Below are 24,992 nucleotides of genomic sequence, written 5' to 3' on the forward strand. Positions count from 1 at the left end.
GCCGGCACCTCCGCGCGACTCGGATCGGGGACGCACGGCGGCGGCGGGCCCCTGGGGACGAGACGACGCCGGACCGGTGAGACCTTCTCCGCGGTCGGGAACGGCCTGCCATCGCCAACTCCTGTCTCCTGCCCAGACTCAAGGTGGTGTGAGGGTTCCGGCCGGGTGGCGATGCCCTGGGGCAGGAGTTGCCGACCGTGCTGGTGCGGTGTCGGGAACTCCTGCATCGGGCGTCGGCGTCGTGACGGAGGCGCGAGGGTTCCGGCTCGGGAAGCCGACAGCCCGGAGTTGCCGACCGGGACAGACCCTTGGCGGTGACAGCAAGCGGAACGGGACAGGACGGGGGCGGCACAGGGACGGGACGAGGCGAGGCGGGGGCTCGGGCCGGGCGGCGATCAGGGAGTCGTGACCGCCGGGGGCATGCGCGCGAGGTCCGGACCGATGCCGATGTCGATGAGCACGACGCGCCCGGCCCGCGCCGCCCCCGGGCCCAGGACGAGCCCGACCTTGTGGCCGCCGAACGTGACGGTGACGTCCGCGGGCAGCACGTATGGCGGATCGGGGAGGGCCCCGTCGTCCACCCCGATGCCGCTCGGAACGTCGACCGCGATCACTCGTGGTGCGGGTTCCGTGGCGCCACCGTCCGCGGCCGCACCTCCGGCCGGGGAAGTCCCTGCGTTCCTCCTCGTCCCCGATGCCGCAGCCGCTTCCGCACCCACACCCGCACCCGCACCTGCACCCCATGTCGCACCAGTGACCACCGGCAGCACCGCCCGCACCACCCGCAGCGAATCCCCCCGAAGCCCCGCACCGTTCGAGCCCGTCCCGACCAGTCCGTCGAGCAGCGCGTCGTACGCGGGCAGAACCCCCGCCACGACCGCAGCATCGCACCAGGCTTCGACGTCGTCGAGCACGGCCCCTGCCGCGAGCGCCGCGGCCAGGGCGGCCTCGTGTACCCGTGACCCCACGGACACGACCGTCACCGCGCCGCCCTGTGGCACGAGCTCGCGGGCGAGCGACTCCCCGGCGTAGAGCGCGTCACCGCCGTTGTTGCCGCTTCCGACGAGCAGCAGGATGCGGCCCGCACGACCGTCCCGGGAGGACGAGGAGGCGCGCAACACGTCGCGCACGACGTCCGCGAGACCGTCGGCCGCCCGCCTCATCAAGGGTTCGCCCGCCTCCAGGTGTGGGCGCTCCGCCTCACGGATCTGTGCCGCCGTCCAAGCCTCGACCATGCGTCCACCCTCCTCCCCTCGACCGCCGGAAGACCGGGCCGCCCACCCCGGTCCGCCACGGCGCCGGGCCCCGCCGTGCCGAGGGAGGACCTGCTCGTGCGGCACCGGCCGGGTCGGTAACTCCAGGCCTGTGACGTGCAGGCGGCCGAGCGCGCCGCCCACGGGAGGCACGGGCGGCACGAGGGAGGAGTTGCCGACATCGCGCGCCACTCGGCACCTCGGACGACCCGACCGCGAGCAGACCCGAGTCGACCGTCACGCGACGAGAACGGCACGACGAGCGGGACGTGCAGCGGGCACGACGCGCGAGACGCGCGCAGCGAGCGGGACGCGCAACGGGCACGACGAGCGGGACGCGCGCAGCGAGCGGAACGTGCAGCGGGCACGACGCGCGAGACGCGCGAGACGCGCACAGCGAGCGGAACGCGCGCAGCGAGTGGAACCCGCGCAGCGAGCGGGACGCGCGCAGCGCGCGGGACGTGCAGCGGGCACGACGCGCGAGACGCGCAGCGAGCAGAACGAGCACAGCGAGCACTACGACCACAACCGTCACGAGCTGTGCGGCGCTGCCAGACTGTCGGGATGCGTGCGACCACCCCGAACCCCGTCGACGGCACCGAGATCGCCTACGAGGTCGACGGGGACGGGCCGCCGCTCCTGCTCGTGCACGGGTCGGGCCTCTCGCGCGGCACCTGGCGGGGGCTCGGCTACCTCCGGGACCTGCAGCGCGACTTCACGGTGGTCGCGCTCGACATGCGCGGCCACGGCAAGAGCGGCAAGCCCCACGACCCCGAGTCGTACGCGATGGACCTGCACCGTGGTGACGTCGGCGCCGTGCTCGACGCCACGGGCCTCGAGCCCGCGCACTACGTCGGTTACTCGTTCGGCGCCCGCATCGGGCTGTCCGTCGCGGCGCACGAGCCCCGGCGCCTCCGGACGCTGACCACGATCGGTGGCAGCTGGGCCCCGATGAACGGCAACATCGGAGCGACCTTCACGCCCGACTGGCACGACGCCCTGACGACGGGTGGCATGGCCCGCTTCGTCGACCGCTGGGGCGAGACGATCGGCCGTCCGATCGATCCCGAGACCCGTCTGGCCTTCATGCAGGACGATCCGATCGCCCTGGCCGCCTTCTTCACCGCGGCCGAGACGGGTGGCGGCCTGACGGTCCCCCAGCTCGACTCGGTCGAGGTCCCCACCCTCCTGCTGGCCGGCACGCGGGACGTCGACCGCCATCGCGAGTCCCAGGAGGCCGCCCGCCGGATGCCAGCAGCCGTCTTCTACTCGCTCGTCGGCCAGGACCACGCCTCGTCGCTGCTCCCCGTCGACCAGGTGACCGACCTGCTGCGCACCTTCCTCGAGACCGTCGACGCCTGAGGCCCGCCCCGACGGGTCGTCGACCCGGAGGCGCGGCCACCTAACGCAGGACGCGACCGGGAGGCGCGGCGCCCGAACGCAGGACGCGACCCGGAGGCGCGGTGCCGGTGCGCAGGACGCCACGGGACGATCCCGGCGCGCGCCGGTGCGCGCCGACTGCGAGAATGGACGCACCATGGGCATCAGTCGGCGAGCGTTCTTGACGGGATCGGTCTCGGGGGCCGCGATCCTCGTGCTGTCGGCCTGCACGACGGACTCCCCCGCGCCGACGGCCAGCCCCACCCCGTCCGCGACCACGCCGACCCCCACGCCGACGCCGACCCCGTCGGGCACGGTCGCCCCCGCCGCCTTCCGCCGCAGCTCGTGGGCCGACGATCCGTACTCCCTCGGGGCGACGAGCCACCTCACCCCCGGCACCTCCGACGCCGACCGCCGGTTGCTCGGCACCCCGCTCGACGACCGCCTCTTCTTCGCCGGAGAAGCCGTCGCCTCGACGATGGGCGGCACGGTCTACGGTGCACGCCAGTCGGGCTTCGACGTCGCGGCGCAGGTCGCCGAGGTCGCCGCGGCCGACGAGCGCATCGCCGTGATCGGCGCCGGCATCGCGGGCGCGACCGCGGCACGGTCCCTCGTCGACCGGGGCTACGACGTCGTGGTCGTCGAGGCCCGCGGCCGGGTCGGCGGCCGGGTGCACAGCGTGCACGACGACGACTGGCCCTACCCGGTCGAACTCGGCGTCGGCCTGCTCGAGGGCCCCGGGTCGGTGGCCCTCCAGGCTGCCCTCGCCCTCGCCCGCGTCCGCACCCGGCCGCTCGACGACACCGTCGAGGTCCGGACGTCCGACGGTGCGGCCGACTCCCTCGGCGACGCCGCCGACCGTCTCGACCGGGCCGCGTCCTGGGCCGCGGGGCGCTCCACCACGACCGACGCCGACTCCGGCACGAGCGTCGCCGACGCCCTCTCCGGCTCGGGGGCCGACGAGGTCTCGGCCCTGCCCGGTCCGGACGGGGTCTCGGACGCCGACCGTCTCGCCCTCGTGCTCGACGACCTCCTCCAGGCCCGCTGGGGGGCCGGGGCCGACGACCTCGCCGCCTCGGCCCTCGGCGACGACCCCGCGGGCGACCTGCTGCCCACCGGCGCCTCCGTGGTGACGGGTGGCCTGTCGGGCTTCGTCGCGGGCCTGCTCGACGGCCTCGACGTGCTCCGCGACAGCAACGTCGTCCGCGTGCAGTACGGCGACCAGGGCGTGGGGCTGAGGCTCGCGACCGGTGAGTCGCTCTCGGTCGACCGCGCCGTGTCGACCATCCCCCTGGGCGTGCTGAAGACCGGCGTGCCCGAGTTCTCACCCGACCTGCCGTCCACCCACACGGACGCGATCGAGGCCCTCGGCGTCGGCACGCGCGAAGTGCTCTGGCTGCGCTTCGACGAGGCCTTCTGGTCCACCCAGGCCACGGTCTGGGCCGTGCTCGACGACGACGCCCCCTACCGGCTCTTCGTCAACCTCATGCCGGCGACCGGCGCGCCCGTGCTCGTCGCGCTGACGGGTGGCGACGCGGCGGCCGAGGTCGCCGGCCTCGACGACGACGCGGCGGTGGCCTCGGCGATGCAGAGCCTGGCACCCTACCTCGACCTCGTGGCCGCCGGGTCCCCCGCGCCCACCGACGAGCCGACGGCCGACCCGACGTCCTGACCCGCGCCTCCTCGTCCGTCGACCGCAGGAGGCGCGGTGCCCGTCACCGACGCCGGCCCGCCACCCTGGCGTGCCCGCGCGTGCGGCCGCACGTGGCTCAGCGCGACGAGCCCCACGAGCACCCCGACGATCGTGCCCAGGGCGATGCCGTTGTACAACAGGAACTCGCCCGGCCAGGTGACCTGCGCCGGGTCGAGGAAGAAGTACGGGTACCAGCCGACGTCGGCGCCCCGGACGATCGTGAACACGCCCCACACGAGCGGGAAGACCAGTACCACCGAGAGCACCCGCCACCGAACCCGCGGCCGGTCGGGGCCGAACACCCAGTCCACGAGCACGAACGTCGGGATCACGAAGTGCAGCAGCTGGCTCGACCAGGGCACCTCGATGCGGTAGTCGTGACTCGCCGACTCGGCGACGATGATGCCGAACACGATGCCCGACACGATCACGTAGGTGCTGACCAGGGCATGGACTCCTGCGAACCAGCCGGGCTCCTGCCGCCCACGCAACGACACGACGCCCGCGAAGGCGAGCACCACGACGTTCGCCATGTTGCTCTGCTGCGTGAAGTAGCTGAAGTAGTTGATCGAGCTGAAGGTGCTGAAACCGAGCACGTAGACGAAGTCGGCGACGAGGGCGACGACGCCGACGGCGGCCGCGAGCAGGCGTAGGACGCCGACGATCCGTCGCACCGTGTCACGCCCTCCGGATCTGGTCGGCTGTGGTCGGGGGAAACGTCGATCGTACTAGGCGCCCGCGCGACGCCTCGACGTGCGAAGGCCGGGCCCGCTCGTCGTGACGACGTGCGGACCCGGCCTCGGTGCCTCGGCGTCGCGACCCGGCGCGACGTCGTGCCGATCAGGCGATCAGCTGGGGATGTAGTTGAACTCATCCGGGTTCGGACCCGTGCGCTCGTCCTTGTTCAGGGCGGTGATGGCGGCCACGTCGGCGTCGGTCAGCTCGAAGTCGAAGAGATCGAAGTTCTCTTCCACGCGCGAGCGCGTGACGGACTTCGGGAAGACGATGTCACCACGCTGGATGTGCCAGCGCAGCGTCACCTGTGCGGTCGTCTTGCCGACGCGCTCGGCGATCTCGGTGATGGTCTCGTCCTTGAGGACGCCGCCCTGGGCGATGGGCGACCAGGCCTCGGTGTGGATGCCCTTCGAGACGCCGAACTCGCGCAGCGCGTCCTGGGTCAGGTAGGGGTGCACCTCGATCTGGTTGACGACCGGGACGACCGAGCCCTCGTCGAGGACGCGCTCGAGGTGGGGCTGCTGGAAGTTCGAGACGCCGATGGACTTCGCGCGGCCACTGGCGTGGATCTCTTCGAGGGCCTTCCAGGTCTCGACGTAGTCGACGTCGATGCCGGGCAGCGGCCAGTGGATGAGGAACAGGTCGACGTAGTCCTGCTTCAGCGCGTCGAGCGTGCCGTCGAACGCCTTCAGCGCGTCGTCACGCTTGTGGAAGCCGTTGTTGAGCTTCGAGGTGACGAAGATCTCGCTGCGGTCGATGCCGCTCTCGGCGATCGCCTCGCCGACGCCCGCCTCGTTGCCGTACATCTCGGCGGTGTCGATGTGGCGGTAACCGACCTCGAACGCGGTGAGGGTGGCGTCCTTGGTCTCGGCCGGGTCGACCTGGTAGACGCCGAACCCGAGCTGAGGGATCTGGATTCCGTTGTTCAGGGTGATGGTGGGGATCGTGGTCATGTGTAGAGCCAACCACTCACCCCCGTCGAACCTTCCGAGGAAACACTGGTGGACGTACCCCGGGCGTGTTACTGTGGTGAGTCGCTTGGGCCCCTCTTCTCAGAAGTGCCCCGTGCGGTGACGACCGAGTCCACACCGGTGCACCGCCCGAACAGCCTCGCGAGACGACCTCGCCGGATGCGCACGATGACCACCGATCATCGTTGCCCTACTTCTCCGGCCGCCGTCACCGCAGGCCCGACCACCGCCGTCAGGCGGACCACGAGCGCCCATCCGGCATCTCGTGCCACGGATTCTGTTGCAACACAGAGCACACATCGAAATCGAGCATCATGAACGACATCATCAGCATCACCGGCACGGTCACGACCGCGCCCACCCTCACCACCGCCCGCCTCGTCGAGTTCGTCGTCGTCGACGACCGCGGCACCCAGTTCGCCGTCCGCGCCTGGCGCGACGACGTCACCGCCGCCGTTCGCGTCGGTGCGTCGGTCGTCGTCGACGGAGCGGCCGGCTGGGTCATCCCCGGTCGCAGCTGGCGCCACGAGCCCAGCCGCACCATCGTGCAGGCCTCGTCGGTCGAGACCCGCGAGCTCGCCCTGGCCGCCTAGGCCCCGGCGGCGCCTGCGGGCGCGACGACCCGAGGAGGCGCGGTGAGGCTGACGGCCGCACCGCGCCTCCTGCGGTTCCCGGCCCCGAGGAGGCGCGGTGAGGCTGTCGGCCGCACCGCGCCTCCTGCGGTTCCCGGCACCGCGACGACGGGCCCGGCCACCGAGGAGGTGACCGGGCCCGTCGTCGTGTGCGGAACCCGCGAGGTCAGAGCCCCCGGGCGCGGACCAGGATCGGACGGTGGTCGCTGATGCCGGCCGGCAGGGTGACGACGTCCTCGATCTTGAGGTCGTAGCTCGTCGCGAAGTCGAAGTGGCCCTTGACGTACTTGTAGCCGAGGTAGGTCGGGGTCGAACTGCGGGTCAGCTCGAAGCCGTCGCGCTCGATGTGCTTGCGGAGACCGCCGTGGAACCACGGGTAGTTGAAGTCGCCCACCATGAGTATCGGCACGCCGGGCGCCAGCGCACGCATGAGGCGGTGCGCCGACTCGACCTGCTTCTTCCGCAGGGCGTTCGTGGCGGTGAGCGGGGCGGCGTGGAACGAGCCGATCAGCACGTCGCGTCCGCTCTGCCGGTCGGCCAGGTGCATGGCCAGGAGACGCTCGTGCGCCGGCGACATCACCCGGTCGTGCATCGACTTCTTCAGCGCGTAGACGTTCGTCCCCAGCAACTCGAAGCGCGAACGGCGGTAATAGGCCGCCAGCCCGAGACGGTTGTTGTGCGTCGACGCCGCGAGGGCGAACTCGCCGAACTCGTCGGGGATGTCCTTCGTGTCGGCCTCTTGCAGGCAGAGCACGTCGGCGTCGTTGTCCTCGGCGAGCGACCGGATCTCGCCCTTGGCCGTGTGCTCGCGAAGGTTGTAGCTGACGACGCGCATCGTGTGTCCGTTGTCTTCTGTCACGAGTAGCGAACCTAGTCCACGTCTGTTTCGGGGAGGTGCAGGTTGGACGAAAGGGGGGTGCCGGGTGAGGCGGACGTCGTGTCCGCCGCACCCGGCACCCCCTGACGGTCGGCTACTCGCCGCGGTGGCTGCGGTCGGCGTCACCGGTCAGCGCCGCGCGGGCCGCACGACGACGGGTCGAGACGACGAGCGCTGCACCGAGCAGGGTCAGCAGTGCGGCCAGCGTGACCGGACCGGCCAGCTCGGCCCCGGTGAAGGCGAGACCGGTGGTCGCTGCCGCGGCGGCCGGTCGAGGCGTCGACGAGGCGGGGGCGGTCGGGCCCGCCGCGGGGGCGGCGAGCGCGGCCGGGGTCGTCGTCGGGGCGGACGTCGGCGTGGTGGTCGTGCCGGTCGCGCCGGAGACGCGGGCGAACCAGGCGTTCGAGGACGTCACGGCCTGGCCCGACTCGATGCCCCGCGCCGTCACGGTGCCGACGTCGTGGTGGTCGGCGGTGCCGGCCGTGACACCCGCGAGGGCGGCGGTGCAGTCGAACGAGGCACCGACCGCGAGGGGGCCGGCCCAGGTGACACCGGTGGACGGTCCGCCCAGGGCACTGAAGTCGCAGCTCAGGCCCGTGACGGTGCCGTTGGCGACGACCGCGTCCGAGACCGAGACGTCGGCGAGCGCGTCGGCACCCGTGTTGGTGACCCGGTAGGCCAGCGAGGCGGTCCCGTCGGAGAGCACGACGGCGGCGTCGGCGGTGTCGGCCGCGTGGCCCGCGGCGTCGCCCTTCGTGATGGTCACGGCGGAGACGGGGACGTCACCGCTGCCCACTCCCCCGGCGGAGGCCTGGACCTTCGAGGCCGTCACCCGGCTGCCGGCGGCGACACCGGCCCGGACGGTCGATGCCGTCGCGGCGTTGGTGAAGGTCTGCGGGGCGGTGGCGGTGCCGGTGGGAGCGGCGAGGCTCACGGCGACGGCGGCACGGTACTGCGCGGTCCGCGTCTGCGCGCCCCACGAGACCGTGTACCCGGAGGCGGTGCAGTCGAACGAGGCCGGGGTCACGGCGACCGGGGCGGCCAGCGAACCGTCGGCCTTGGTGCGGATCTCGGTGAAGACGGCGGTGTCGCAGTCGAACGACCACGCCTCGCCGGCGGGGACCGAGTCACCGACGGTGGCCGAGTCGAACGGCCCCATCGGCGTGTTCACGCTCCAGACGAGGAAGTCGTCGCCCACGAGGCGACCCTGGTCCGCACGGGTGTAGGTGCCGAACTTCGTCACGACGTCCGAGCCGCGCAGCACACCGGTCGGAGTGACGACGGTCGTGAAGTCGCGACCGTCGTTCGTGGTCGACGTGAAGGGGGTGGGCACGCCCGACGGGGTGGTGCGTCCCTCGAAGTCGGACGTGACGAAGGCCTGACCGCTGACGTTGAGGTGGTCCTCGGCGTAGGCGGTCATCGTGAAGGTGACCACGGACGGGCGCGTCCCGACGACGGCGGCGTCGGCCACGACCGCACCGGTGGCGGGGTCGCGGAGCGCGAAGTCGGTGGGCAGGTTCTTCAGGTGCTCGCTGAGCGTCAGCGTGAAGGTGTCACCGGCGAGGGTGTCGTCGGGCACCTGCCACGCGATCGTCGTCGTGAGCTGGGAACCCTGCTTCGGCGTGGTCGGGGTGACCGTCACGTTCGTGATGGCGCCGTCGATCTCGGCGGCCCGGGCCGGAGCCGCGGTGCCGGTGAGGGCGGCGGTGCCGGCCAGGGCGAGGGTGGCGAGCAGCGCGGCGGACAGGCGCAGGGCCCTCCGCCCGCGACGGGGAGACCCCGCGAGGGTGAGCGAATGCATGGTGGTGCCTTTTTCGGGTAGGGCAGACGCGCGCCTCGACCTGTTCCCCCGGTGCCGTGTTCGGGTACGGCGCCGGGGTCGGGTGAACGGGGATCGTCACGTCTCGGGTGACACCCAAACTAGGGCCGGCGTGCCGACCGTGTCCACCATCGGGGGGACAGATCACCCGGACGAGGAACGGGCGACGAGGGTGGCGCCCGGGCGACGGACGTTCCGCGGTGCGCCGTGCGCCAAGCGCCCTGCTCGGTGGGCGGTTCTCGGTTTGCCGGCAACTCCTGCACCCTGTCCGACACCCGCCCCGACTCCCCCGCAGGCGACCCCCACCGCAGCACACGCCAGGAGTTGCCGACACGGACCACCCCCGGTCGGCAACTCCTGCACGCTGACCGACGCCGGCCCCGACTCCCCCGCAGGCGAGCGCCACCGCAGCACGAGCCAGGAGTTGCCAACGCGGACGACCCCCGGTCGGCAACTCCTGCGCCCTGACCCACACCGGCCCCGACTCCCGGGCATGCGAACCCCACCGCAGCAGGGACCAGGAGTTGCCGACACCGCGGGGGGCGGGACAGGGGCCAGGAGTTGCCGACACCACCCGGGCGGGGCGGGCGGGGCGGGCGGGGCAGGCGGGGCGGGGGCGGGGGCGGGGACGCGAGGAGGCGGTGGTCGCCCTCCCGAGGGAAGGTGACCACCGCCTCCGGGTGGCTCAGGCCGTCAGGCCGTCAGGCCGTCAGGCCGTCAGGCCGCGGGTGCTACCCGCGCCAGGGGAACCAGCCGTGGAAGAGGTCGCCGAGGGCGTTCCAGATCCACTGCAGGATGTCACCGAGGCTCCAGCCGCCGGGGTGTCCGGGCTGACCGGGGTGGCCGGGCTGGCCCGGGCCGGGCCCAGGGTCGGTGGGCGTCTCGGGCTCTTCTCCCGAGGCGACCGTGAGATAGGTGACCTGTCCGGTGTCGCCGTACACGACGCGGCCGAGGAAGGTCTGCTCGTAGGGCAGGCCCGTCCAGGACGCGGTCAGCGTCGCCGTCTCGCCCAGCCCTGCGGAGAGGGTGGCCGGGTCGACCGCGAAGCCCCCGACGGCCGTCGCCGGGTCGAGCAGGTACGACGTCAGCGTGTAGTCGAGCTGTCCGGCACCGCTGTAGAAGTCGACCAGCAGGACGTACTCGCCCGCCGCGGGGGCGTCGAGGTCGATCTGCTCGTCCGCCGAACCGGTGGCCGAGGACGCCGCGAGCCGGTCGGGCGCACCGTCCGCACCGGCCGTGTAGAGGAGCAGGTCGAGGTCCGCGGTGTCGTCGGCGCTGTCGAGCACGAAGCGCGCGTGGCTGGTGCCCTCGGCGATCGTGACCGGCGTCTCGGCCGCCGCGGTGCCTGCCGCGCCCGAGCCGGTCGTGACCTGCCCGGCGGCGAGGCCCTCGGTGGTGAGCGGCAGCTCGAGGGCGTCGCCCGCCGTGACGTCGAACGCCTTCTCGCCCGTGGCGCCCTCGCCGGCCACCTCGGCCGGTGCCTGCAGCTGGACGGGGCGCACCGCGAGCGGGCTGCGCACGTCGTGGGTCCCGTCGGACCAGGTGAGGTAGCCGGTGGCGAACTGGTCGAGCTCCGCCGTCGTCCGGGTGAAGGTGACCGTGTAGTCCTGCTCCTCGCCCGCGGCGCCGAAGGTCAACGTCGAGGGTTCGACCGTCGCCGTCACGCCGTCCATCTCGATCGGGGCGACCGTGTAGGTCCCCGCCCCGGTCGAGGTGACGGTGCGCGTGACCTGGGCGGTGCCGGCCAGCGAGCCGACGCTGATCGACGGCAGGTTGAGCGACGAGTCCGTGCCCTCGACGGTGTCGATCGAGTCGACGTAGGCCTGCCAGTCGGCCGGACCGTTCTCGTAGAGCAGCCCGGGTTCGAGGAACGCGGTCGGGTCGACGTGGCCGGCGCCCTGGGCGAAGACGTCCCGGCTCGGAGCACCGTCCTCACCGACGAGGTCGTAGGCGGTCGTCATCATTGCCGACTTGACCTCGTCCGGGGTCCAGTCGGGGTGGACGTCCTTCGAGAGGTAGAGCGCGGCCAGACCGGCGATGTGGGGGGACGACATCGACGTGCCCGAGAGGAACTCGTACGTGCCGGGCTCGCCCTGCGCGTTGGCACCGTCGGCGAGGATCGCCACGCCGGGGGCCGAGATGTCGGGCTTCAGCAGGTTGCCGCCGTCGGCCGTCACCGGGCCGCGCGACGAGAAGCCGGCGATCTGGGGCGTGGCGGGCTCGGGCAGCGCGCCCGGGTTGCCGTCGAGCAGGGTGACGGTGGCACCTTCGGTGTCGGCGTACGCGTGGATCGCGTCGTAGTCGTCGGCGTTGAGATGGACCGTGGGGACGGCGTGTTCGTCGAGGTCGACCGAGCTGCTCGTCGGGTTGACCAGCACCATGCCGATGCCGCCGGCGCGCTCGACCTCGGCCGACTTGGCCGTGCGGTCGTAGACACCGCGGTCGCAGAGCACGATCGTGCCGGCGGCCTTCGCCGGGTCGAGCGTGTCCGGTGCGCAGAGGGTCACCGCGGTGGCGTCGGCGCCGTCGGCCGCGACGGCGGTCGACGAGACGAAGTCGCCCGTCAGGCCGTCGGTGCCGGTCGGCACGGTGATCGAGCCGCCCAGGTAGTCGGTGCCGTCGGCGGTCTGCACCGTCGCGCTGTAGCTGGGGATGGTCGACGCCGCGACCGTGGTGATCCACGGTGCCGCGTTGTCGGCGGTGGTCGCGGTCGGGCCGTCGTTGCCCGCCGAGGCCGCCACGAAGACGCCGGCCGAGGCCGCGCCGAGGAACGCCTGGTCGGTGGCCGAGAAGGTGCTCGTGGCCCCGCCTCCGCCGATCGAGTAGTTGATGACGTCGACGCCGTCGGTGACCGCGGCCTCGATGGCGGCGATCAGGTCGAGCGTGGCGCAGCCGTCGTCGTCGGTGGCGACGCGGTCGGGGCCGTCCCAGCAGACCTTGTAGGCCGCGATCTTGGCGGCCGGGGCAACGCCCGACACGGTGCCGAACGAACGGTCGCCGATGGTGGCCTCGACGTCGGCGTTGCCCGCGGCGGTCGACGCCGTGTGCGAGCCGTGGCCGTTGCCGTCGCGGGGAGAGAGGTACTCGCCCTGCTCCTCGGTGCCGATGTTGCCGACGCCGAAGCCGTCGACGAAGTACCGCGCACCGATCAGCTTCGTGTTGCAGTCGCCCGCGTCGAACTGCACGCCGGTCTGGCACACGCCGGTGAAGGTGCCGCCGTCGCCCTTGGCGAAGACGGTCCGGTCGCCGTCGAGGTGGGGTTCGGTATCGCTGGCAGACCCCAGGGGGTCACCGGCGAACGAGGCGTTGCCCGCCGCGATGCCCGAGTCGATGATGCCGACGACGACTCCTTCGCCGGCCTTCTCGCGTCCGCCGACGGCGTCCCAGACGCCACCGTTCCCCTCGGCGTCACCCAGGCCGAGGAACTCGGTCGACGGCGTCGCCTGCAGCTTGAGCAGCTCGTTCTTCGAGACGGCGGCGACCGAGGGGTCGCTCGCGAGCTCGGCGGCCTGGGCGGCCGTGAGGTCGGCCGCGAAGGCGTTGGTCGTGATGGCGTAGCTCGCCTGGACGGTGGCGCCGGCCGCCGCCGCGACGTCCTGCTGGACGCCCTTCAGGTGCTCGGCGTAGTCCTGCACGGGAGCGCTCTGCGCGTCGAGGTCGCTGCCCTCGGGCACGGCGGTGCGGGCGAGGCCCGGCTGCCCGCCCTCGTAGGTCGCGGCCGCCGGCTCGCGCAGCGTGACGATGTACTTGCCGTCGGAGAACTGGCTGTCGCCCACGACGGCCGGGCCGTCCGCGGCGAAGGAGGCGGTGGCCGGCACCGTGACGAGGCCCGCGGCGACGACGCCGGTGGCGAGGAGGGTGGCGAAGCCGCCACGGAGTCGGGTGCGGGGCGGAGCGGTCGGCCTGCGTCGGCCGGATGGTGTGATCACGGATCGCCTTTCGATGCACGTCGTTCGGGACGTGCTGTCGGTGGTGCGCCGCAGCCCCGGGCCGCGGTCGATCCATAAGAACTACCTGTGAATGTCGGTGACCCTCTAGTAGGGGCCATGGCCGAAACCGGCCACTGACCGGCTTCGGCCACAGAGTTCACACGAGGAGGCGCGGGCGGGGCACCGCCGTCGTCCCCCCTTCGGCGGACGGTCGCCTCGCCGCACCTCCCTACCGCGTCGTCAGCCCGAGCCGCGCCGCCGCCCAGGCCGTCCCCGCGCCCAGCCCGCGCGACGCCGTCGACCAGTCGTGGCCGCTGCCGGGCACGACGTGGCGGGTGACGTCCATGCCCGCGGCCCGGGCGGCCGCCGCGACGACGGGCATCACGGGCCCGTAGCGCGAGTCGGTCCCGCCGACGGCGAAGAACCCGGCACTGTCGGCGTAGGGGGCCCGGGCGGCCAGCACGGCGAGCGGCTGGGCGGCGTCGTAGGCCGCCCGGTCGCCGGCGAAGCCGCGCTCGACCGTCGCCCGGGCTCCCCCGTCCAGCAGTGGTCCCCGCTGCCCCGAGACGTCGACGAACGAGGCGAAGAGCTCGGGGTGGCCCGCCGCCAGCTGCAGCGAACAGGTGCCGCCCTCCGAGAAGCCCGACACGGCCCACGCCCGACCGGGCGCCTCGACCGAGAGGCGGCTCGTGATCCACCGGGGCACGTCGACCGTCAGGTAGGTCTCGCTGTGACCGAGGGGTCCGTCGACGCACATCGGGTTGTTGGTCGGCCGCTCGAGCTGGTCGGGCATCACGACGATCGGCGCGAGGCCGTGATGCGTGCGGGCGAGGGCGTCGAGGGTCTCGACCATCCGTCCGGCGTCGACGAGGTTCTCCGGGGCGGCGCCGGGACCCTGTCCGGACAGGACGACGTCGACGGGCAGGGGCGGCGGATCGGCCACGAGGGCGGCGGGCGGCAGGTACACCAGGGCGTCCCGCGCGTCGAAGTGGGACGCCGTGCCCGGGATGGCGACGCTGCCGAGCCGTCCGCGGGACGGCAGGTCGGCGGGTGCCCGCCAGGTGCGTCCCAGGTCCGGGGCCGCCGGGGTCGACGTCCGTCCGGCCCGCACGGCCGCCCCCTGCGCGACCGGGACGACGAGCGGCGAGACGTCCGACACGCCGAGCAGGGCCCCCACGGTCGGGAAGAGCCCGCTGTCGCGGTCGATCGCGAGGCCCGTGGCGAGGGCCGTCACGACGATCGTCGAGGCCGCGAGGACCCGCCGCCCCGCGCCTCCGCGCACCACGCCGACCACGGCCGCGCCGACCACCGCCAGCAGGGCCCCGACCCAGAGACGGTCGACCCAGGTGGGCGGGACGTCGAGGACGTCCTCGACGTCTCCGAGCCACCAGGTGACCAGCGCGCCGAGGCAGGCCCCCAGCGCGGCGGCTGCGGCGACCCATCGCCACCAGGTGCGGGCCCCGCGCGGACGGCGCACCGTCGAGACCACGAGCGCCCCGGCCACGGCGTACACGGCGGCGAGGGTTCCCGCGGACATCAGGGAGAGCCTCAGCACGAGGGCTCCGCACGGGGAGGATCGATCACGTCCGGGACGCTATCGAGGCGACTCGATGGGTGAGCCGTGAAAGGCCTGGGCGTCGGCTGACTCAGACCCAGCCGCGGCGTGCGGCCTCGACTCCGGCGTGGAACCGGTTGCTCGCGCCGAGCTCGTCGAAGAGGGCGTGCAGGCGCCGCCGGAGCGTGCGGGACGAGATGCCGAGCTGACCCGCGATCACCTCGTCGGTCGCCCCCGCCGCCACGAGGGCGAGGAGGTCGCGCTCGGCGGGGGTGGGGGGTCGCATCGCGAGTCGCGCCTCCTGGTCCCGCGACGGCAAGGTGGCTCCCGACGTCGCCGCCACGGCCGTCGTCGACGACGACGCGAGTCGCGCGGCCACCGCGGCCCAGTCGACCGCGGCGCCACCGGCCCCCGGGGTGCCCGGCACGGGCAACGCGCTGCGCCACCGGGCCTCGAACAGGTCGTGGAGGGCGGCGACGAGCGGCTCGGACTCGGTCACGAGGGCCTCCGGCCGGTCGGGGTCGTGCCCGATCGAGACGAGGGCCACCCGGCGGTCGGCGACGGCGAGCTTGACCGGCAGGTCGTGCGTGATGCGGGCCTCCTCCCCGTCGGCGCCGAGGCGGTGGACGCCCTGCCAGCTGCCGTCGGCCGAGATGCTGGCGACCGTGTAGACCGCCCGCCACCGCACGCCGCGCCCGAGGGCGACACGCTGGGTGGACTCGTTCGACGCGACCACGTAGGGCGGACGGTCGAAGGCGACGAAGTCGGTGGTCGCCCGGTGCTCCAGCCTCGAGTACCAGTCCCCCACGGCCGCGTGCCCGACGACCACCCGCGTGAGTTCGTCGGCGTCATGCGGGCGGCGGCCCTCGTCGAACAGCGCTCCCAGCTCGGGCACGGCCGCGCGCACCTCGACGAGCGCGTCGGCACGCGCGGCGACGACGGCCGGCACGGCCACGCGCGGGTCCACCGCGCCGTAGCCCTCGCCCCCCGCCGAGCGCTGGACGAGCCCGAGCGAACGGAGGCGCTCCAGGGCGGCCAGGGCCGTCGCCTCGTCGAGGTGCACGGCCCGTGCCACGGCCCCGGGCGTCGGCCCGGCCGCCGCTCCCGCGGCGTCCGCCAGCCCGGCCCCGGCGACGACGTGACGGTAGACCGCGACGGCCACGTCGTCGATCCCGAGGGCGGCGAAGGACGGAAGGGGCACGGGACGATCTTGCCCCGTCACAGCCGACTCTTGGTAGCGTCGTCCAGATGACCGGACACGGGGCGGGGCGGTGAGCCGCGAGACGATCGCGTCGCCCTCGGCGGCGAGGCTGCGCCGACCCGGTTTCTCGATCGGTCTCGCCGACCGGTTCTCGGGCAGCTGGCGCAGCGTGCTGGTCGTCTACCTCGCGTCGCGGCTGTTCTCGACGAGCGTCCTCTTCGCCGTCTACGAGGTCGCGAAACTCGCCGGTGCGACCTTCATCACCCCCGGCAGCGACCGCAGCTTCCTCGACTTCACCTCGTCGTGGGACGCCGACCGTTACCGCACCATCGCGCTGCACGGCTATCCCTCGACCCTGCCCACCGACGCGACCGGCGAGGTGCTGCCGAACGAGTGGGCGTTCCTGCCGGTCTTCCCGTACCTCTGCCACCTGCTGATGGTCGCCACGGGCATGGACTTCGTCGTCGCCGCCCCTCTGCTCGCCACCGTCTTCGGTGCGGCTGCGGCCGTCGTCCTCCACCGCCTGCTCGTGACGAAGGTCGGACACACCGGCGCCCTCTGGGCCGTGCTGCTGTTCTGCTTCGGGCCGATGGCGTTCGTCATGTCGGTCGGCTACGCCGAGAGCCTTTTCCTCCTGCTGATGTTCGGCGGCCTGCTCGCCATGCAGCGGCGGAACTACCCGCTCGTGGCGGCGGCGGGCATCGTCGCCTCGTTCGTCCGACCCGGGGCGCTCGCCCTCGCGTTGGCGCTCGGCATCCACCTGATCGTGCGCTGGCACACCGAACGGGAGCGTCCCGAGGCCCGGCCGTCGGCTGTGTCCGGGGGGCATGCCTCTGCCGCGACCGCCGCCGCCGCGACGACCGGGGCGGCGAGGCGGCCTGCCGCAGACGCCCGGACGCGACGGATCGCCGGGATCGGCACCGCGCCTCCTGCGCTCGCCCTCGCCGCCCGCTCGTCGGTCCGCCGCGCCTGGGCCGGTCTGCGGGAGTTCGTCGTCGGCGGCCGGATGCCGCCCCGTGAACTGACGACGATCGTCGTGGCGGGGCTCGCGATGGCCGCGGCCGGACTCGCGTGGCCGGTCGTCGCGCACGTGGTCACGGGCCAGTCCGACGCCTACCTCGAGACCGAGATGGCCTGGTGGGTGGACTACGTCGGCCGCCCGGTGTTCGTGCCGTTGACCCCGTGGTTCCTCCTCGCCGGGCGGTGGCTGGGCATCGGGGGCATCGTGCTCGTGCTGGCCATCATCGCGTCGTTCACGTTCTGGGTGACCCGACGCTCGACGCTGCGGCTCGGTCACGAGGTCGTCGCGTTCACCGCGGGGTTCTTCGCCTACCTCGTCGCGGTGTTCCTGCCCCAGCAGAGCCTGTTCCGCCTGCTCATGCCCCTCAGCCCCCTGCTCGGCACGCCCGCGATCTCGTCGCGACCGTGGGTGCGGCGCTCGATGCTGCTCGGCGGGGCCGCGCTGCAGCCCGTCGCCGTCGTGTTCGTCTTCCTCTTCACCGCGCCGTAGCCGCCGCGGCCTGGCCGCCGCGGCGTCACCACCGCCGCGTCGCCACCGGCTGCCCCGACGGAGACACCGCCGAGCGGACAACACACCGTCGCACTTCTCGGTGTCTCGTCCACTCGGCGGTGTCCGGCGGGAGGGGCGCTGCGCGTCTCGCCCGGAGGCGCCGGCGGGCTACGCGGCGGCGGGGGCCAGCTGCATCGCGTCGGCGAGGAGCGCGACCGACCGGAGGCGCGCCTCCGTCGACGAGGCCGAGTGCGCGACGATCAGCTCGTCGGCCTGGGCGGTGCGGGCGAACTGCTCCATGTACTCGCGTGCGTCGCCGGGCGTGCCGACGGCGGTGTAGGTCGTCATGGTCTGGACGTGCTGCCCCACCGGGGTGCGCAGCAGGTGGTCGAGCTCGTCGTCGCCGAACTCGCGGGTGGGGTCGATCTGCCCGCTCTGGCGCAGCAGCATCATGAGGCGCTGACGCTTGACGGCGGCGAACTGCGTGTCGGCGTCGTCCGCGTCGTCGGAGACGATCGCGTTGACGGCGGCGAGCACGTACGGCTCGCTCAGCTGGGTCGACGGCTGGAACTCGCGACGGTAGGCCGAGACGGCGTCCACCAGGTCACCGGGGGCGAAGTGCGAGGCGAAGGCGTAGGGCAGACCGAGGGCAGCGGCGAGCTTGGCGCCGAACAGCGACGAACCGAGGATGTACAGCGGCACGTTCGTGCCCGCACCGGGGACGGCCTGGACGCCGGCGACGCGCGACTCCCCCGCGAGGAACGCCTGCAGTTCGACGACGTCCTGCGGGAAGCGCTCGGACGACGAGGGGTCGCGGCGCATGGCCCGGAACGTGGCCTGGTCGCTGCCGGGGGCTCGGCCGAGGCCGAGGTCGATGCGCCCCGGGTGCAGGGTCTCGAGGGTGCCGAACTGCTCGGCGATGGCGAGCGGCGAATGGTTCGGGAGCATGACGCCGCCCGAGCCGAGGCGGATGGTCGAGGTCTGGCTCGCGATGTGGGCGATCAACACCGACGTCGCGCTCGAGGCGATGGAGGCCATGTTGTGGTGCTCGGCGTACCAGACCCGCCGGTACCCGCTCGCCTCGGCCTGCTGCGCCAGGGCCACGGAGGCCGCGAAGCTCTCGCGCACGGTCTGACCGGGTGCGACGGGGGCGAGGTCGAGGATCGAGAGGGGAATGCTCATGCGGGGGTGAACAACGACGGTCGTCGCCGTATGCCCGGTCTTGGCGATCGTCAGGTCGAACCGGTCGTCTCGGACGATGGAACGCATCCGCATTCGAGACGTGGTGGGATCGGACGCCAGACGCTGTCGAAACTGGCGAGATCGACCTCGCGGACACCTCCGGCGAGTGCCGGTGGTGCCCCGAGCAGTATCCGGAGCGCCTCCCATGCCGTCATGTTCCCCACCACGCCGGCCAACGGGGCGGCTGAGCCGCCGGGCGAAGAACCCTTCAGAGTTCGCGCGGCACGTCCGTGATCGTCGGCTGTCGCGGCACGGATGCACGACCAGCACGTCGTTCGGCCGGGCAGGACGGTGACACCCGGCACCCCGAGCAGGGCGCCGTACGCGCCTCCGACGATGTGCGGGACACCGACCGCGGTGCTCGCCGTCGCCACGACGTCGGCCACGACGGGCACCGAGGGCTGGTCTGCGCAACTCACGACGAGATCGGCACCCGAGAGCAGGGTCGCGAGCTGTTCCGCGGTGTCCACCCGAGTGCGCCAGACGTCGACGGTGATGTCCGCGTCGATCTCGGCGACTCGCTCTGCGGCTGCGTCGACCTTGACTCGTCCGATGTCTCCGGAATCGAAGAGCACCTGCCGGTTCAGATTGGAGAGTTCGACGACGTCGGGATCGATGAGCACGAGCCTTCCCACCCCAGCCGCGGCCAGCGATTGGACGACCCACGAACCAGCACCACCGACGCCGACCACGACCACGCACGCACCGGTGAGCCGGCTCTGGATCGTCGAGGCGTCGTGTCCTCGAGCGACTGCGGACAGTTCATCGGCCGAGATCATCTCGTCGAACAGCTGCAGCTGACGCGAATGCCTCGTGGCACGGTCGGTGGAAGATGCCTCCGACGCCAGGAAGCGTTCGGATTCGAGGACCTCCAGCACGTCCTCGAGCGCTCCGCGATCAAGCAAGGAAAGCGTCTGGGCGAGCTGCACTGGCGTGCGAGTCCCATCGAGCAGCGGGACGAGGTCCGCCACCCAGGGCTCGACGGAGAAGGTCGACACGACCCGCTCGTACGTTGCCCTGAACTGCAGGCGACCGTCTGCGAGCTGGACGACGATGATGCTGTCTCGCAGACGGGGGCGGGCGGCTGAGCCCGTTCTCGCGTCAGCGCTCATGACGTGCCCCTCAGAATCGTCAGGGGCTCCGTGCGGGAGGCCCGCAGGACCGGCCCCACGGCGGCGATGGCGAGAGCGATCGCCGTCACGCCGACGATTCCCGCGATCGTCACGGGATCGACCACCGGGTCGACCCCCACGTCGAGGAGCCTCGAGACGATCCGCGTCCCGAGTGCTCCCCCGAACGAGCCGAGGAGCAGTCCTGCACTCAGCGACGCCACGGCGATCACGGTGGCGTCCCAGGCGACGAGGGCACCGACGCCGCGACGTCGGCACCCCACGGTGCGGAGCACGGCGAGTTCATCACGCCGCGATTCGACGTCGAGGCTCAGCGTGCTGCTGGCCCCCAGGGCCCCGAGGGCCAGAGTCACCGTCACCGCTGCGAAGAGTCCTGCCGTGAGGGCTGCCGTCTCGGAGGCTGCACGATCCCTCGTCGCCTCGGCGGTGATGACGTCGACACCGGGGACTCCGACCACCTGCGCGGCGACGCGGTCTGACAAGTCGGCGACATCGACCCCTCCGTCTGCCAACACGTCCCACCGAGAGACCCCCGTGACACCGAGTTCGCCCGCCGTCCTGCGGTCGATGACGACCTGTTGCCCCGTGGCCACCGAGGTGAAGAGCCCGACGACTTCGAGGGGCACCTGGGTCCCCCCGGCCGACACGACGACCTCATCACCCGGGGCCACCGTCAGGGACTCGGCGACCCCCCTCGGCAGAGCGATGCCCCCACCGGCCCTCAGCAACTCGACACCTCTCGATCCGCCACCGGCGGACCACGCGAGCCCCGACACGTCGAACCAGGTCTCGGGGTCGATCGCCTGGAACGGCACGTCGAGTTCGGCGGACGCCGACAGGACGGTGGCTTCACCGGACACCGACCGCGCGACGTCCCGAACGCCGTCGACGACGACGATCGGCTCGGCGTCGTCCGACAAGGGCACGACCGACGTGACTTGCACGTCGGCCCCGAACTGCCGATCGATCTGTTCCCCTGTCGCGGAGGCGACGGCACCGACGCAGGTGGCGAGCGACACCGCACCGAAGACCACCAGGGTGAGAGCCCCGGTCACCGTCGACCTGCCGCGGGTCGGTCGGCGACGCGCCAGGTCGGCTGCCCACTGGAGCCTGGCCGCGAACGCCGCCAGGGGCGCGATCGCGAGGCGGGAGAGGGCCACCGCACAGACCGCCAGGGCGACCAGGCCCAGAGCGTCGAGGACGGCGCCTGCGTCGAGGGCCCAGATCACCAGCCCCGAGACCGATGCGACCACGGCGACCGCGACGGCTCGTCGCCGTGAGCACGATCCGGGCGAACCGTCTGCGGGTTCGACGCCCCTCACGACGAACGCCGGCGGAATTCGACGGACGTCGGCGACGGCTCGTCGGGCCCCGAGCGTGGCGGAGGTCGCTCCCGCGACGACGCCGAGACCGACCGAGAGGGTGAGGGTCGGAAGAGACGGAGCCTCCCCGTCCATCCGACTCATCACCACCGCAGCGCCGGCGACGCCGACCGCGACGCCCACGACCGTTCCGGCCGCTGCGACGATGGCGATCTCGGCGCCGACCGACGAGACCAACCACCGTGTGGACGCGCCCGTGGCCCGCAGCACACCGTAGGTACGGCGCCGTGCTCGGACGGCAGCCGTGCTCGCCAGTGAACCGAGCAGTGCCGACACGGCGAGGGCGACCAGAGCGAGCCCTGCCATCACCGCCGTCACGGCCGTTTCGATGGGCCCGAGGCCGTCGGCCACGGCCGACGTGTCCTGGAAGACGGCTCCGGACGGGAGCGCCGCTCGGTGTTCTGCTGCCCAGGTGGACGCGACTGCAGGATCGAGTTCGAGGTCGAGACGGGTGAGGTCACCCTCGAGCCCGAACGCCCTCTGGACGACCTCGAGGTCGGTGAAGAGGTTGTCCCGGGCGAAGACACCCAACAAGCGGGGGTCGACGAGCCCCACCACGTCGAACGAGCGGACGCCCGAGGGAGTCGTCATCGACATTCGACTCCCCAGGGAGGCGCCCATGCGGTCTGCGACATCTGTCGGCACCAGGACCTCGTCCGAGCCCGGTCGAGGAGCTCGACCGTCGGTGACCACCTGGGAGGCGAGTGAGTCCGGCCCGGCCGGGGCCCCGGTCAGGAGGAGGGTCTCCGCCTCACCCGTCGCGCCGACCGCGACCGTCTCTCGACTCAGGGTGGGGAGCGACGACACGACTCCGGGATCGGCGGCGAGTGCGTCCACGAGACCCTCGTCGACGAACTCACGATCCACCTCGGGGACGATGCCCACGTCCCCGAACGTGAGCAACGAATCGATTCCGTCGACGACCGTCTGGCGCGCCGTCAGCCCGGTGACGAGTGAGGCCGTGAGAAGGGCGACCCCCAAGGCTGCCGTGAGGGCGGTGAGTCCTGCCCGCCGCCGTCCGTCAGCGATGTTCCGCCAACCAAGCGCGAACGCGTTCTTCATGGGCCCTCCCCTCGACGCTGTCGATCGTGGCCGCCGGTGTGAAGCGTTCGTCGGCGATGACTCGGCCGTCTCGCAGGACGATGATCCTGTCGGCGATGCAGGCGGTCTCGAGGTCATGGGTGACCACCACGACCGCTGACGCCTGGTCGTCGACGACCATGCCCCGGAGCAGCCTCAGGACATCCCGTGAGGTCGCACTGTCGAGCGCGCCGGTCGGCTCGTCGGCGAGGACGAGAGACGGACGGGAGAAGAGCGCTCGAGCCAGGGCCACACGCTGGGCCTCTCCGCCCGACAAGGTGGCCGGACGGGCCGATCCGAGACCGTCGAGGCCGAGTTCGTCGAGCAGCGCGTGCGCTCGATCCGCCCATTCCGAGCGGCGTCTTCCCGCGACGAGTGACGTGAGCGCGACATTCTCGAGCACCGACAGGGTCGGGACGAGGTGGGAGTCCTGGAAGACGAATCCGATGCGATCTCTTCGCAGGACGGTGCGCTCCGCCTCGGAGAGGGAAGAAAGTGTCATTCCGTCGAAGACGATCTGACCGTGATTGGGGGTGTCGAGAGCACCGACCATCTGCACCAGAGTCGACTTGCCCGAGCCGGAGCGACCGACGATCGCGATGATCTCGCCCTCGTGAAGGTCCAACGAGACACGGTCGACGGCGGGCGGTCTCCCACCTCGGCTCTCGAAGAGCCGTGACACTTCTCGGATCTCGACGAGCGGAACCGTGCTCATGCCGCCGACTCCGTCCGCATCAGATCGAAGTCGGTCCACATCTCCCAGTCGCCGGCGCGGCCGTCGAGGATGAGCCTCTCGATGAGTCGCCACAACGCGACCGTCGACCCCTGGACCTCGACGTCATCTGTCGGGGCGGGAATCGCCGGGTGGATCGTCAGGACGAAGTGAGCTTCTCCCGTCCGGTCGAGGTGCATCGGCAGCATGGCTGCGCCCGCGGCACGACTCATGAGGGCCGGCCCCTGCGGTGCGACGACGGAAGCCCCCAGGAACGGGACGACGGTGTGGTGACGGCCTCGGCCTCTGGGATCGTATTCGGGGAACATTGCGAAGACGAGCCCGTCCTTGAGCGCTCGGAGCCCCTTTCGGAAGGTCGCGTCGTCGTCGATGGCGAAGGCGTCGACATCGAGAGAGGGAAACGCCCGATCCCGGAGCTCGTCGAAGTTCATCCTGTTGAAGACGAAGCGCGTGGGGTGTCGGTGCGCGATGATCGGCGGGACGACGTAGGACGCCCCGAAGTGCAGGCGCAAGGCCAGGGCGCCACGGCCGTGCTCCCTCGCCTCCTCGAGGTGCTCGCCGCCACGAACCTCGACGACCTCGTCCAGCCGAGCTCGGTCGTCGAGCCACAGCGTGACGAACGTCGACTCGAATTGCATCCGAGGCCCGTAGTCGCCATATCGCCCCGCTGCAGCGTCGATGTCGACGGAGGCGAGACCTGGCAAGCCCCCCATGGCGGCACGGGCCTTGGCCGCCATGCCGGCGCTCGTGTCGGACGGGTCGGCGATCGAGTCGTAGGCGGGCAGGTCGAACCGGGCGATGTCGTTCATGAGTCGCCACGCGGCAGCGGGCCCGGCGGCGCGGACCGCCGACCAAAGACGTTCGTATCGGACGACCTCGAAGAGGGTGAAGATGGGAAGGGACATGTCGACTTTCGGGAGATGCGGTCACCGGACTGACGGGGAAGGCGGACCGCCCGATGGGCGGCCCGCCCCGGATGTCAGGTGCAGAGGCATCCGCCGTTGCAGCGTGCTGCGCTACCCGGCTTGAGCGTCGTGCTCTCGATTTTCTTCATGCGTTCCCTCCTCCCACGTCGAGTCGACGAGACACCTCCGAGTCTCGGCATCGGCAGCTCGACTCGAAAGTCACGGCCGTCACGAAGTCACCACGCATCCGTCATGTCGACGTCATGAGACATACTGGTCACGAAGTCGATGACGAGTAGGGGGATGCCATGTCGACCGACGGGCCGATCGACGTGTGCGTGGTCGCCGAGGAGGTGCTGACGCGGTCGGCGATCGAGGCGTGCATCCGTGTGACGCCGGGGCTGAAAGCTGTCGCGATCCACGATTCCGCGAAGCCCTGCTCCGAACCAGGGCCACCCCCGCGGAGCGTGCTGGTCATCGACGCCGACGACCACCCCGACGTCGTGGACGCCGCCCGGCGACTGCGCGAGGGGCACGACGCCGTCGTCGTCCTGGGTCGCCGCTTGCCCGCCGTGCTCGTCCGTCAGATCGTCCAGTCGGGCATCGACGCGGTCGTCTCGAAGCGGGCGAGCATCGACGAACTCCTCGCCGTCGTCCGGCGAACGGCTGCCGGAGAAGACCACGTCGACCCGAGGTTGGCGGCCACGGTCCTCCGCGCCGAGGCGTGCCCGCTCACGGCACGCGAGCGTGACGTCCTGCGCCTCGTCGACCGGTCGCTCTCGACCAGACGGTGCGCCGCCGAGCTGCACCTCGCCGAGGGCACGGTGCGCAACCTGATCTCGTCCGCCGTCCGCAAGGTCGGGGCGCCCGACCGCGGACGGGCCGCCTCGGACGCGCGAGATCTCGGTTGGATCTAGACCCGCGCCTCCTCGGGGCAGACGCGGTCGAGCAGGCCCGGCCATCGC

18 protein-coding genes are annotated in these 24,992 nt (G+C 72.3%); 5 read left to right on the top strand and 13 right to left on the bottom strand.

The features are described from left to right. Positions 1 to 395: 395 nt before the first annotated feature. Positions 396 to 1,235, bottom strand: coding sequence for an NAD(P)H-hydrate epimerase (locus tag QRN23_RS07425; protein WP_285063068.1), 840 nt, complete (start codon positions 1,233 to 1,235; stop codon positions 396 to 398). 582 nt (positions 1,236 to 1,817) lie between these two features. Between QRN23_RS07425 and QRN23_RS07430 the strand changes: the two genes are divergently transcribed. Next, positions 1,818 to 2,615 carry an alpha/beta fold hydrolase gene (locus tag QRN23_RS07430; RefSeq protein WP_056046697.1) on the top strand — a complete coding sequence of 266 codons (798 nt, stop codon included), beginning with the start codon at positions 1,818 to 1,820 and terminating at the stop codon, positions 2,613 to 2,615. A gap of 175 nt (positions 2,616 to 2,790) precedes the next feature. Then, positions 2,791 to 4,305 (top strand): flavin monoamine oxidase family protein, encoded by a 1,515-nt coding sequence (locus QRN23_RS07435; protein ID WP_285063069.1) that lies wholly within the window; start codon positions 2,791 to 2,793, stop codon positions 4,303 to 4,305. Here QRN23_RS07435 and QRN23_RS07440 read toward each other — a convergent pair. Both QRN23_RS07440 and QRN23_RS07445 read right to left on the bottom strand, forming a co-directional pair. Then, positions 4,236 to 5,000, bottom strand: coding sequence for a Pr6Pr family membrane protein (locus QRN23_RS07440; protein ID WP_285063070.1), 765 nt, complete (start codon positions 4,998 to 5,000; stop codon positions 4,236 to 4,238). The genes QRN23_RS07435 and QRN23_RS07440 overlap by 70 nt on opposite strands. A gap of 174 nt (positions 5,001 to 5,174) precedes the next feature. Next, complete coding sequence (locus tag QRN23_RS07445) at positions 5,175 to 6,014, bottom strand: aldo/keto reductase (RefSeq protein ID WP_159825978.1); 840 nt, start codon at positions 6,012 to 6,014, stop codon at positions 5,175 to 5,177. 332 nt (positions 6,015 to 6,346) lie between these two features. Between QRN23_RS07445 and QRN23_RS07450 the strand changes: the two genes are divergently transcribed. Then, complete coding sequence (locus QRN23_RS07450; protein ID WP_056046704.1) at positions 6,347 to 6,625, top strand: hypothetical protein; 279 nt, start codon at positions 6,347 to 6,349, stop codon at positions 6,623 to 6,625. A gap of 205 nt (positions 6,626 to 6,830) precedes the next feature. Here QRN23_RS07450 and QRN23_RS07455 read toward each other — a convergent pair whose 3' ends face one another. The 5 genes from QRN23_RS07455 to QRN23_RS07475 all read right to left on the bottom strand — a co-directional run bounded on the left by QRN23_RS07455 (position 6,831) and on the right by QRN23_RS07475 (position 16,045). Beyond that, positions 6,831 to 7,499: an endonuclease/exonuclease/phosphatase family protein gene (locus tag QRN23_RS07455; RefSeq protein ID WP_285063250.1), complete on the bottom strand. Its 669-nt coding sequence runs from the start codon at positions 7,497 to 7,499 to the stop codon at positions 6,831 to 6,833. Between the two features lie 136 nt (positions 7,500 to 7,635). Continuing rightward, positions 7,636 to 9,342, bottom strand: coding sequence for an Ig-like domain-containing protein (locus QRN23_RS07460; RefSeq protein WP_285063072.1), 1,707 nt, complete (start codon positions 9,340 to 9,342; stop codon positions 7,636 to 7,638). Positions 9,343 to 10,091: 749 nt separating this feature from the next. Beyond that, positions 10,092 to 13,289, bottom strand: a complete 3,198-nt coding sequence (locus QRN23_RS07465) for a S8 family serine peptidase (RefSeq protein ID WP_285063073.1) — start codon at positions 13,287 to 13,289, stop codon at positions 10,092 to 10,094. Between the two features lie 229 nt (positions 13,290 to 13,518). Continuing rightward, the gene (locus QRN23_RS07470) at positions 13,519 to 14,826 is read right to left on the bottom strand and encodes an alpha/beta hydrolase (RefSeq protein ID WP_285063074.1); all 1,308 of its coding nucleotides are present in this window, start codon (positions 14,824 to 14,826) and stop codon (positions 13,519 to 13,521) included. Positions 14,827 to 14,935: 109 nt separating this feature from the next. Continuing rightward, complete coding sequence (locus QRN23_RS07475) at positions 14,936 to 16,045, bottom strand: helix-turn-helix transcriptional regulator (RefSeq protein WP_285063076.1); 1,110 nt, start codon at positions 16,043 to 16,045, stop codon at positions 14,936 to 14,938. A gap of 70 nt (positions 16,046 to 16,115) precedes the next feature. On the opposite strand from QRN23_RS07475, the gene QRN23_RS07480 reads away from it, so the two are divergent. Further along, positions 16,116 to 17,555: a mannosyltransferase family protein gene (locus QRN23_RS07480; protein WP_285063078.1), complete on the top strand. Its 1,440-nt coding sequence runs from the start codon at positions 16,116 to 16,118 to the stop codon at positions 17,553 to 17,555. A 168-nt stretch (positions 17,556 to 17,723) separates the two neighbouring features. On the opposite strand, the gene QRN23_RS07485 is transcribed toward QRN23_RS07480, so the two are convergent. The 5 genes from QRN23_RS07485 to QRN23_RS07505 form a co-directional block, all read right to left on the bottom strand. Next, complete coding sequence (locus QRN23_RS07485) at positions 17,724 to 18,737, bottom strand: LLM class flavin-dependent oxidoreductase (RefSeq protein ID WP_056047824.1); 1,014 nt, start codon at positions 18,735 to 18,737, stop codon at positions 17,724 to 17,726. A gap of 50 nt (positions 18,738 to 18,787) precedes the next feature. After that, positions 18,788 to 19,909 (bottom strand): HesA/MoeB/ThiF family protein, encoded by a 1,122-nt coding sequence (locus QRN23_RS07490; protein ID WP_082460331.1) that lies wholly within the window; start codon positions 19,907 to 19,909, stop codon positions 18,788 to 18,790. After that, positions 19,906 to 22,371, bottom strand: a complete 2,466-nt coding sequence (locus QRN23_RS07495) for an ABC transporter permease (RefSeq protein ID WP_277959250.1) — start codon at positions 22,369 to 22,371, stop codon at positions 19,906 to 19,908. The genes QRN23_RS07490 and QRN23_RS07495 overlap by 4 nt, the downstream gene beginning before the upstream one ends. Then, the gene (locus tag QRN23_RS07500) at positions 22,331 to 23,014 is read right to left on the bottom strand and encodes an ABC transporter ATP-binding protein (protein ID WP_199859676.1); all 684 of its coding nucleotides are present in this window, start codon (positions 23,012 to 23,014) and stop codon (positions 22,331 to 22,333) included. Before QRN23_RS07500 ends, QRN23_RS07495 begins: the two co-directional genes overlap by 41 nt. A gap of 86 nt (positions 23,015 to 23,100) precedes the next feature. Then, entirely contained in the window at positions 23,101 to 23,859 is a 759-nt protein-coding gene (locus QRN23_RS07505; RefSeq protein ID WP_285063079.1) for a lysophospholipid acyltransferase family protein, read from the bottom strand. Positions 23,860 to 24,335: 476 nt separating this feature from the next. Between QRN23_RS07505 and QRN23_RS07510 the strand changes: the two genes are divergently transcribed. Then, positions 24,336 to 24,944: a response regulator transcription factor gene (locus QRN23_RS07510; RefSeq protein WP_277959249.1), complete on the top strand. Its 609-nt coding sequence runs from the start codon at positions 24,336 to 24,338 to the stop codon at positions 24,942 to 24,944. Positions 24,945 to 24,992: the final 48 nt, after the last annotated feature.

Source organism: Frigoribacterium sp. ME-P-080 (assembly GCF_030209595.1).
Lineage (GTDB): Bacteria > Actinomycetota > Actinomycetes > Actinomycetales > Microbacteriaceae > Frigoribacterium.

Bases quoted from the DNA above. Each gene is read 5' to 3' on its own strand.
- QRN23_RS07425 (WP_285063068.1), bottom strand. From the start codon at position 1,235: ATGGTCGAGGCTTGGACGGCGGCACAGATCCGTGAGGCGGAGCGCCCA.
- QRN23_RS07435 (WP_285063069.1), top strand. From the start codon at position 2,791: ATGGGCATCAGTCGGCGAGCGTTCTTGACGGGATCGGTCTCGGGGGCC.
- QRN23_RS07460 (WP_285063072.1), bottom strand. From the start codon at position 9,342: ATGCATTCGCTCACCCTCGCGGGGTCTCCCCGTCGCGGGCGGAGGGCC.
- QRN23_RS07455 (WP_285063250.1), bottom strand. From the start codon at position 7,499: ATGCGCGTCGTCAGCTACAACCTTCGCGAGCACACGGCCAAGGGCGAG.
- QRN23_RS07485 (WP_056047824.1), bottom strand. From the start codon at position 18,737: ATGAGCATTCCCCTCTCGATCCTCGACCTCGCCCCCGTCGCACCCGGT.
- QRN23_RS07430 (WP_056046697.1), top strand. From the start codon at position 1,818: ATGCGTGCGACCACCCCGAACCCCGTCGACGGCACCGAGATCGCCTAC.
- QRN23_RS07490 (WP_082460331.1), bottom strand. From the start codon at position 19,909: ATGAGCGCTGACGCGAGAACGGGCTCAGCCGCCCGCCCCCGTCTGCGA.
- QRN23_RS07495 (WP_277959250.1), bottom strand. From the start codon at position 22,371: ATGAAGAACGCGTTCGCGCTTGGTTGGCGGAACATCGCTGACGGACGG.
- QRN23_RS07445 (WP_159825978.1), bottom strand. From the start codon at position 6,014: ATGACCACGATCCCCACCATCACCCTGAACAACGGAATCCAGATCCCT.
- QRN23_RS07470 (WP_285063074.1), bottom strand. From the start codon at position 14,826: ATGTCCGCGGGAACCCTCGCCGCCGTGTACGCCGTGGCCGGGGCGCTC.
- QRN23_RS07505 (WP_285063079.1), bottom strand. From the start codon at position 23,859: ATGGCGGCCAAGGCCCGTGCCGCCATGGGGGGCTTGCCAGGTCTCGCC.
- QRN23_RS07450 (WP_056046704.1), top strand. From the start codon at position 6,347: ATGAACGACATCATCAGCATCACCGGCACGGTCACGACCGCGCCCACC.
- QRN23_RS07510 (WP_277959249.1), top strand. From the start codon at position 24,336: ATGTCGACCGACGGGCCGATCGACGTGTGCGTGGTCGCCGAGGAGGTG.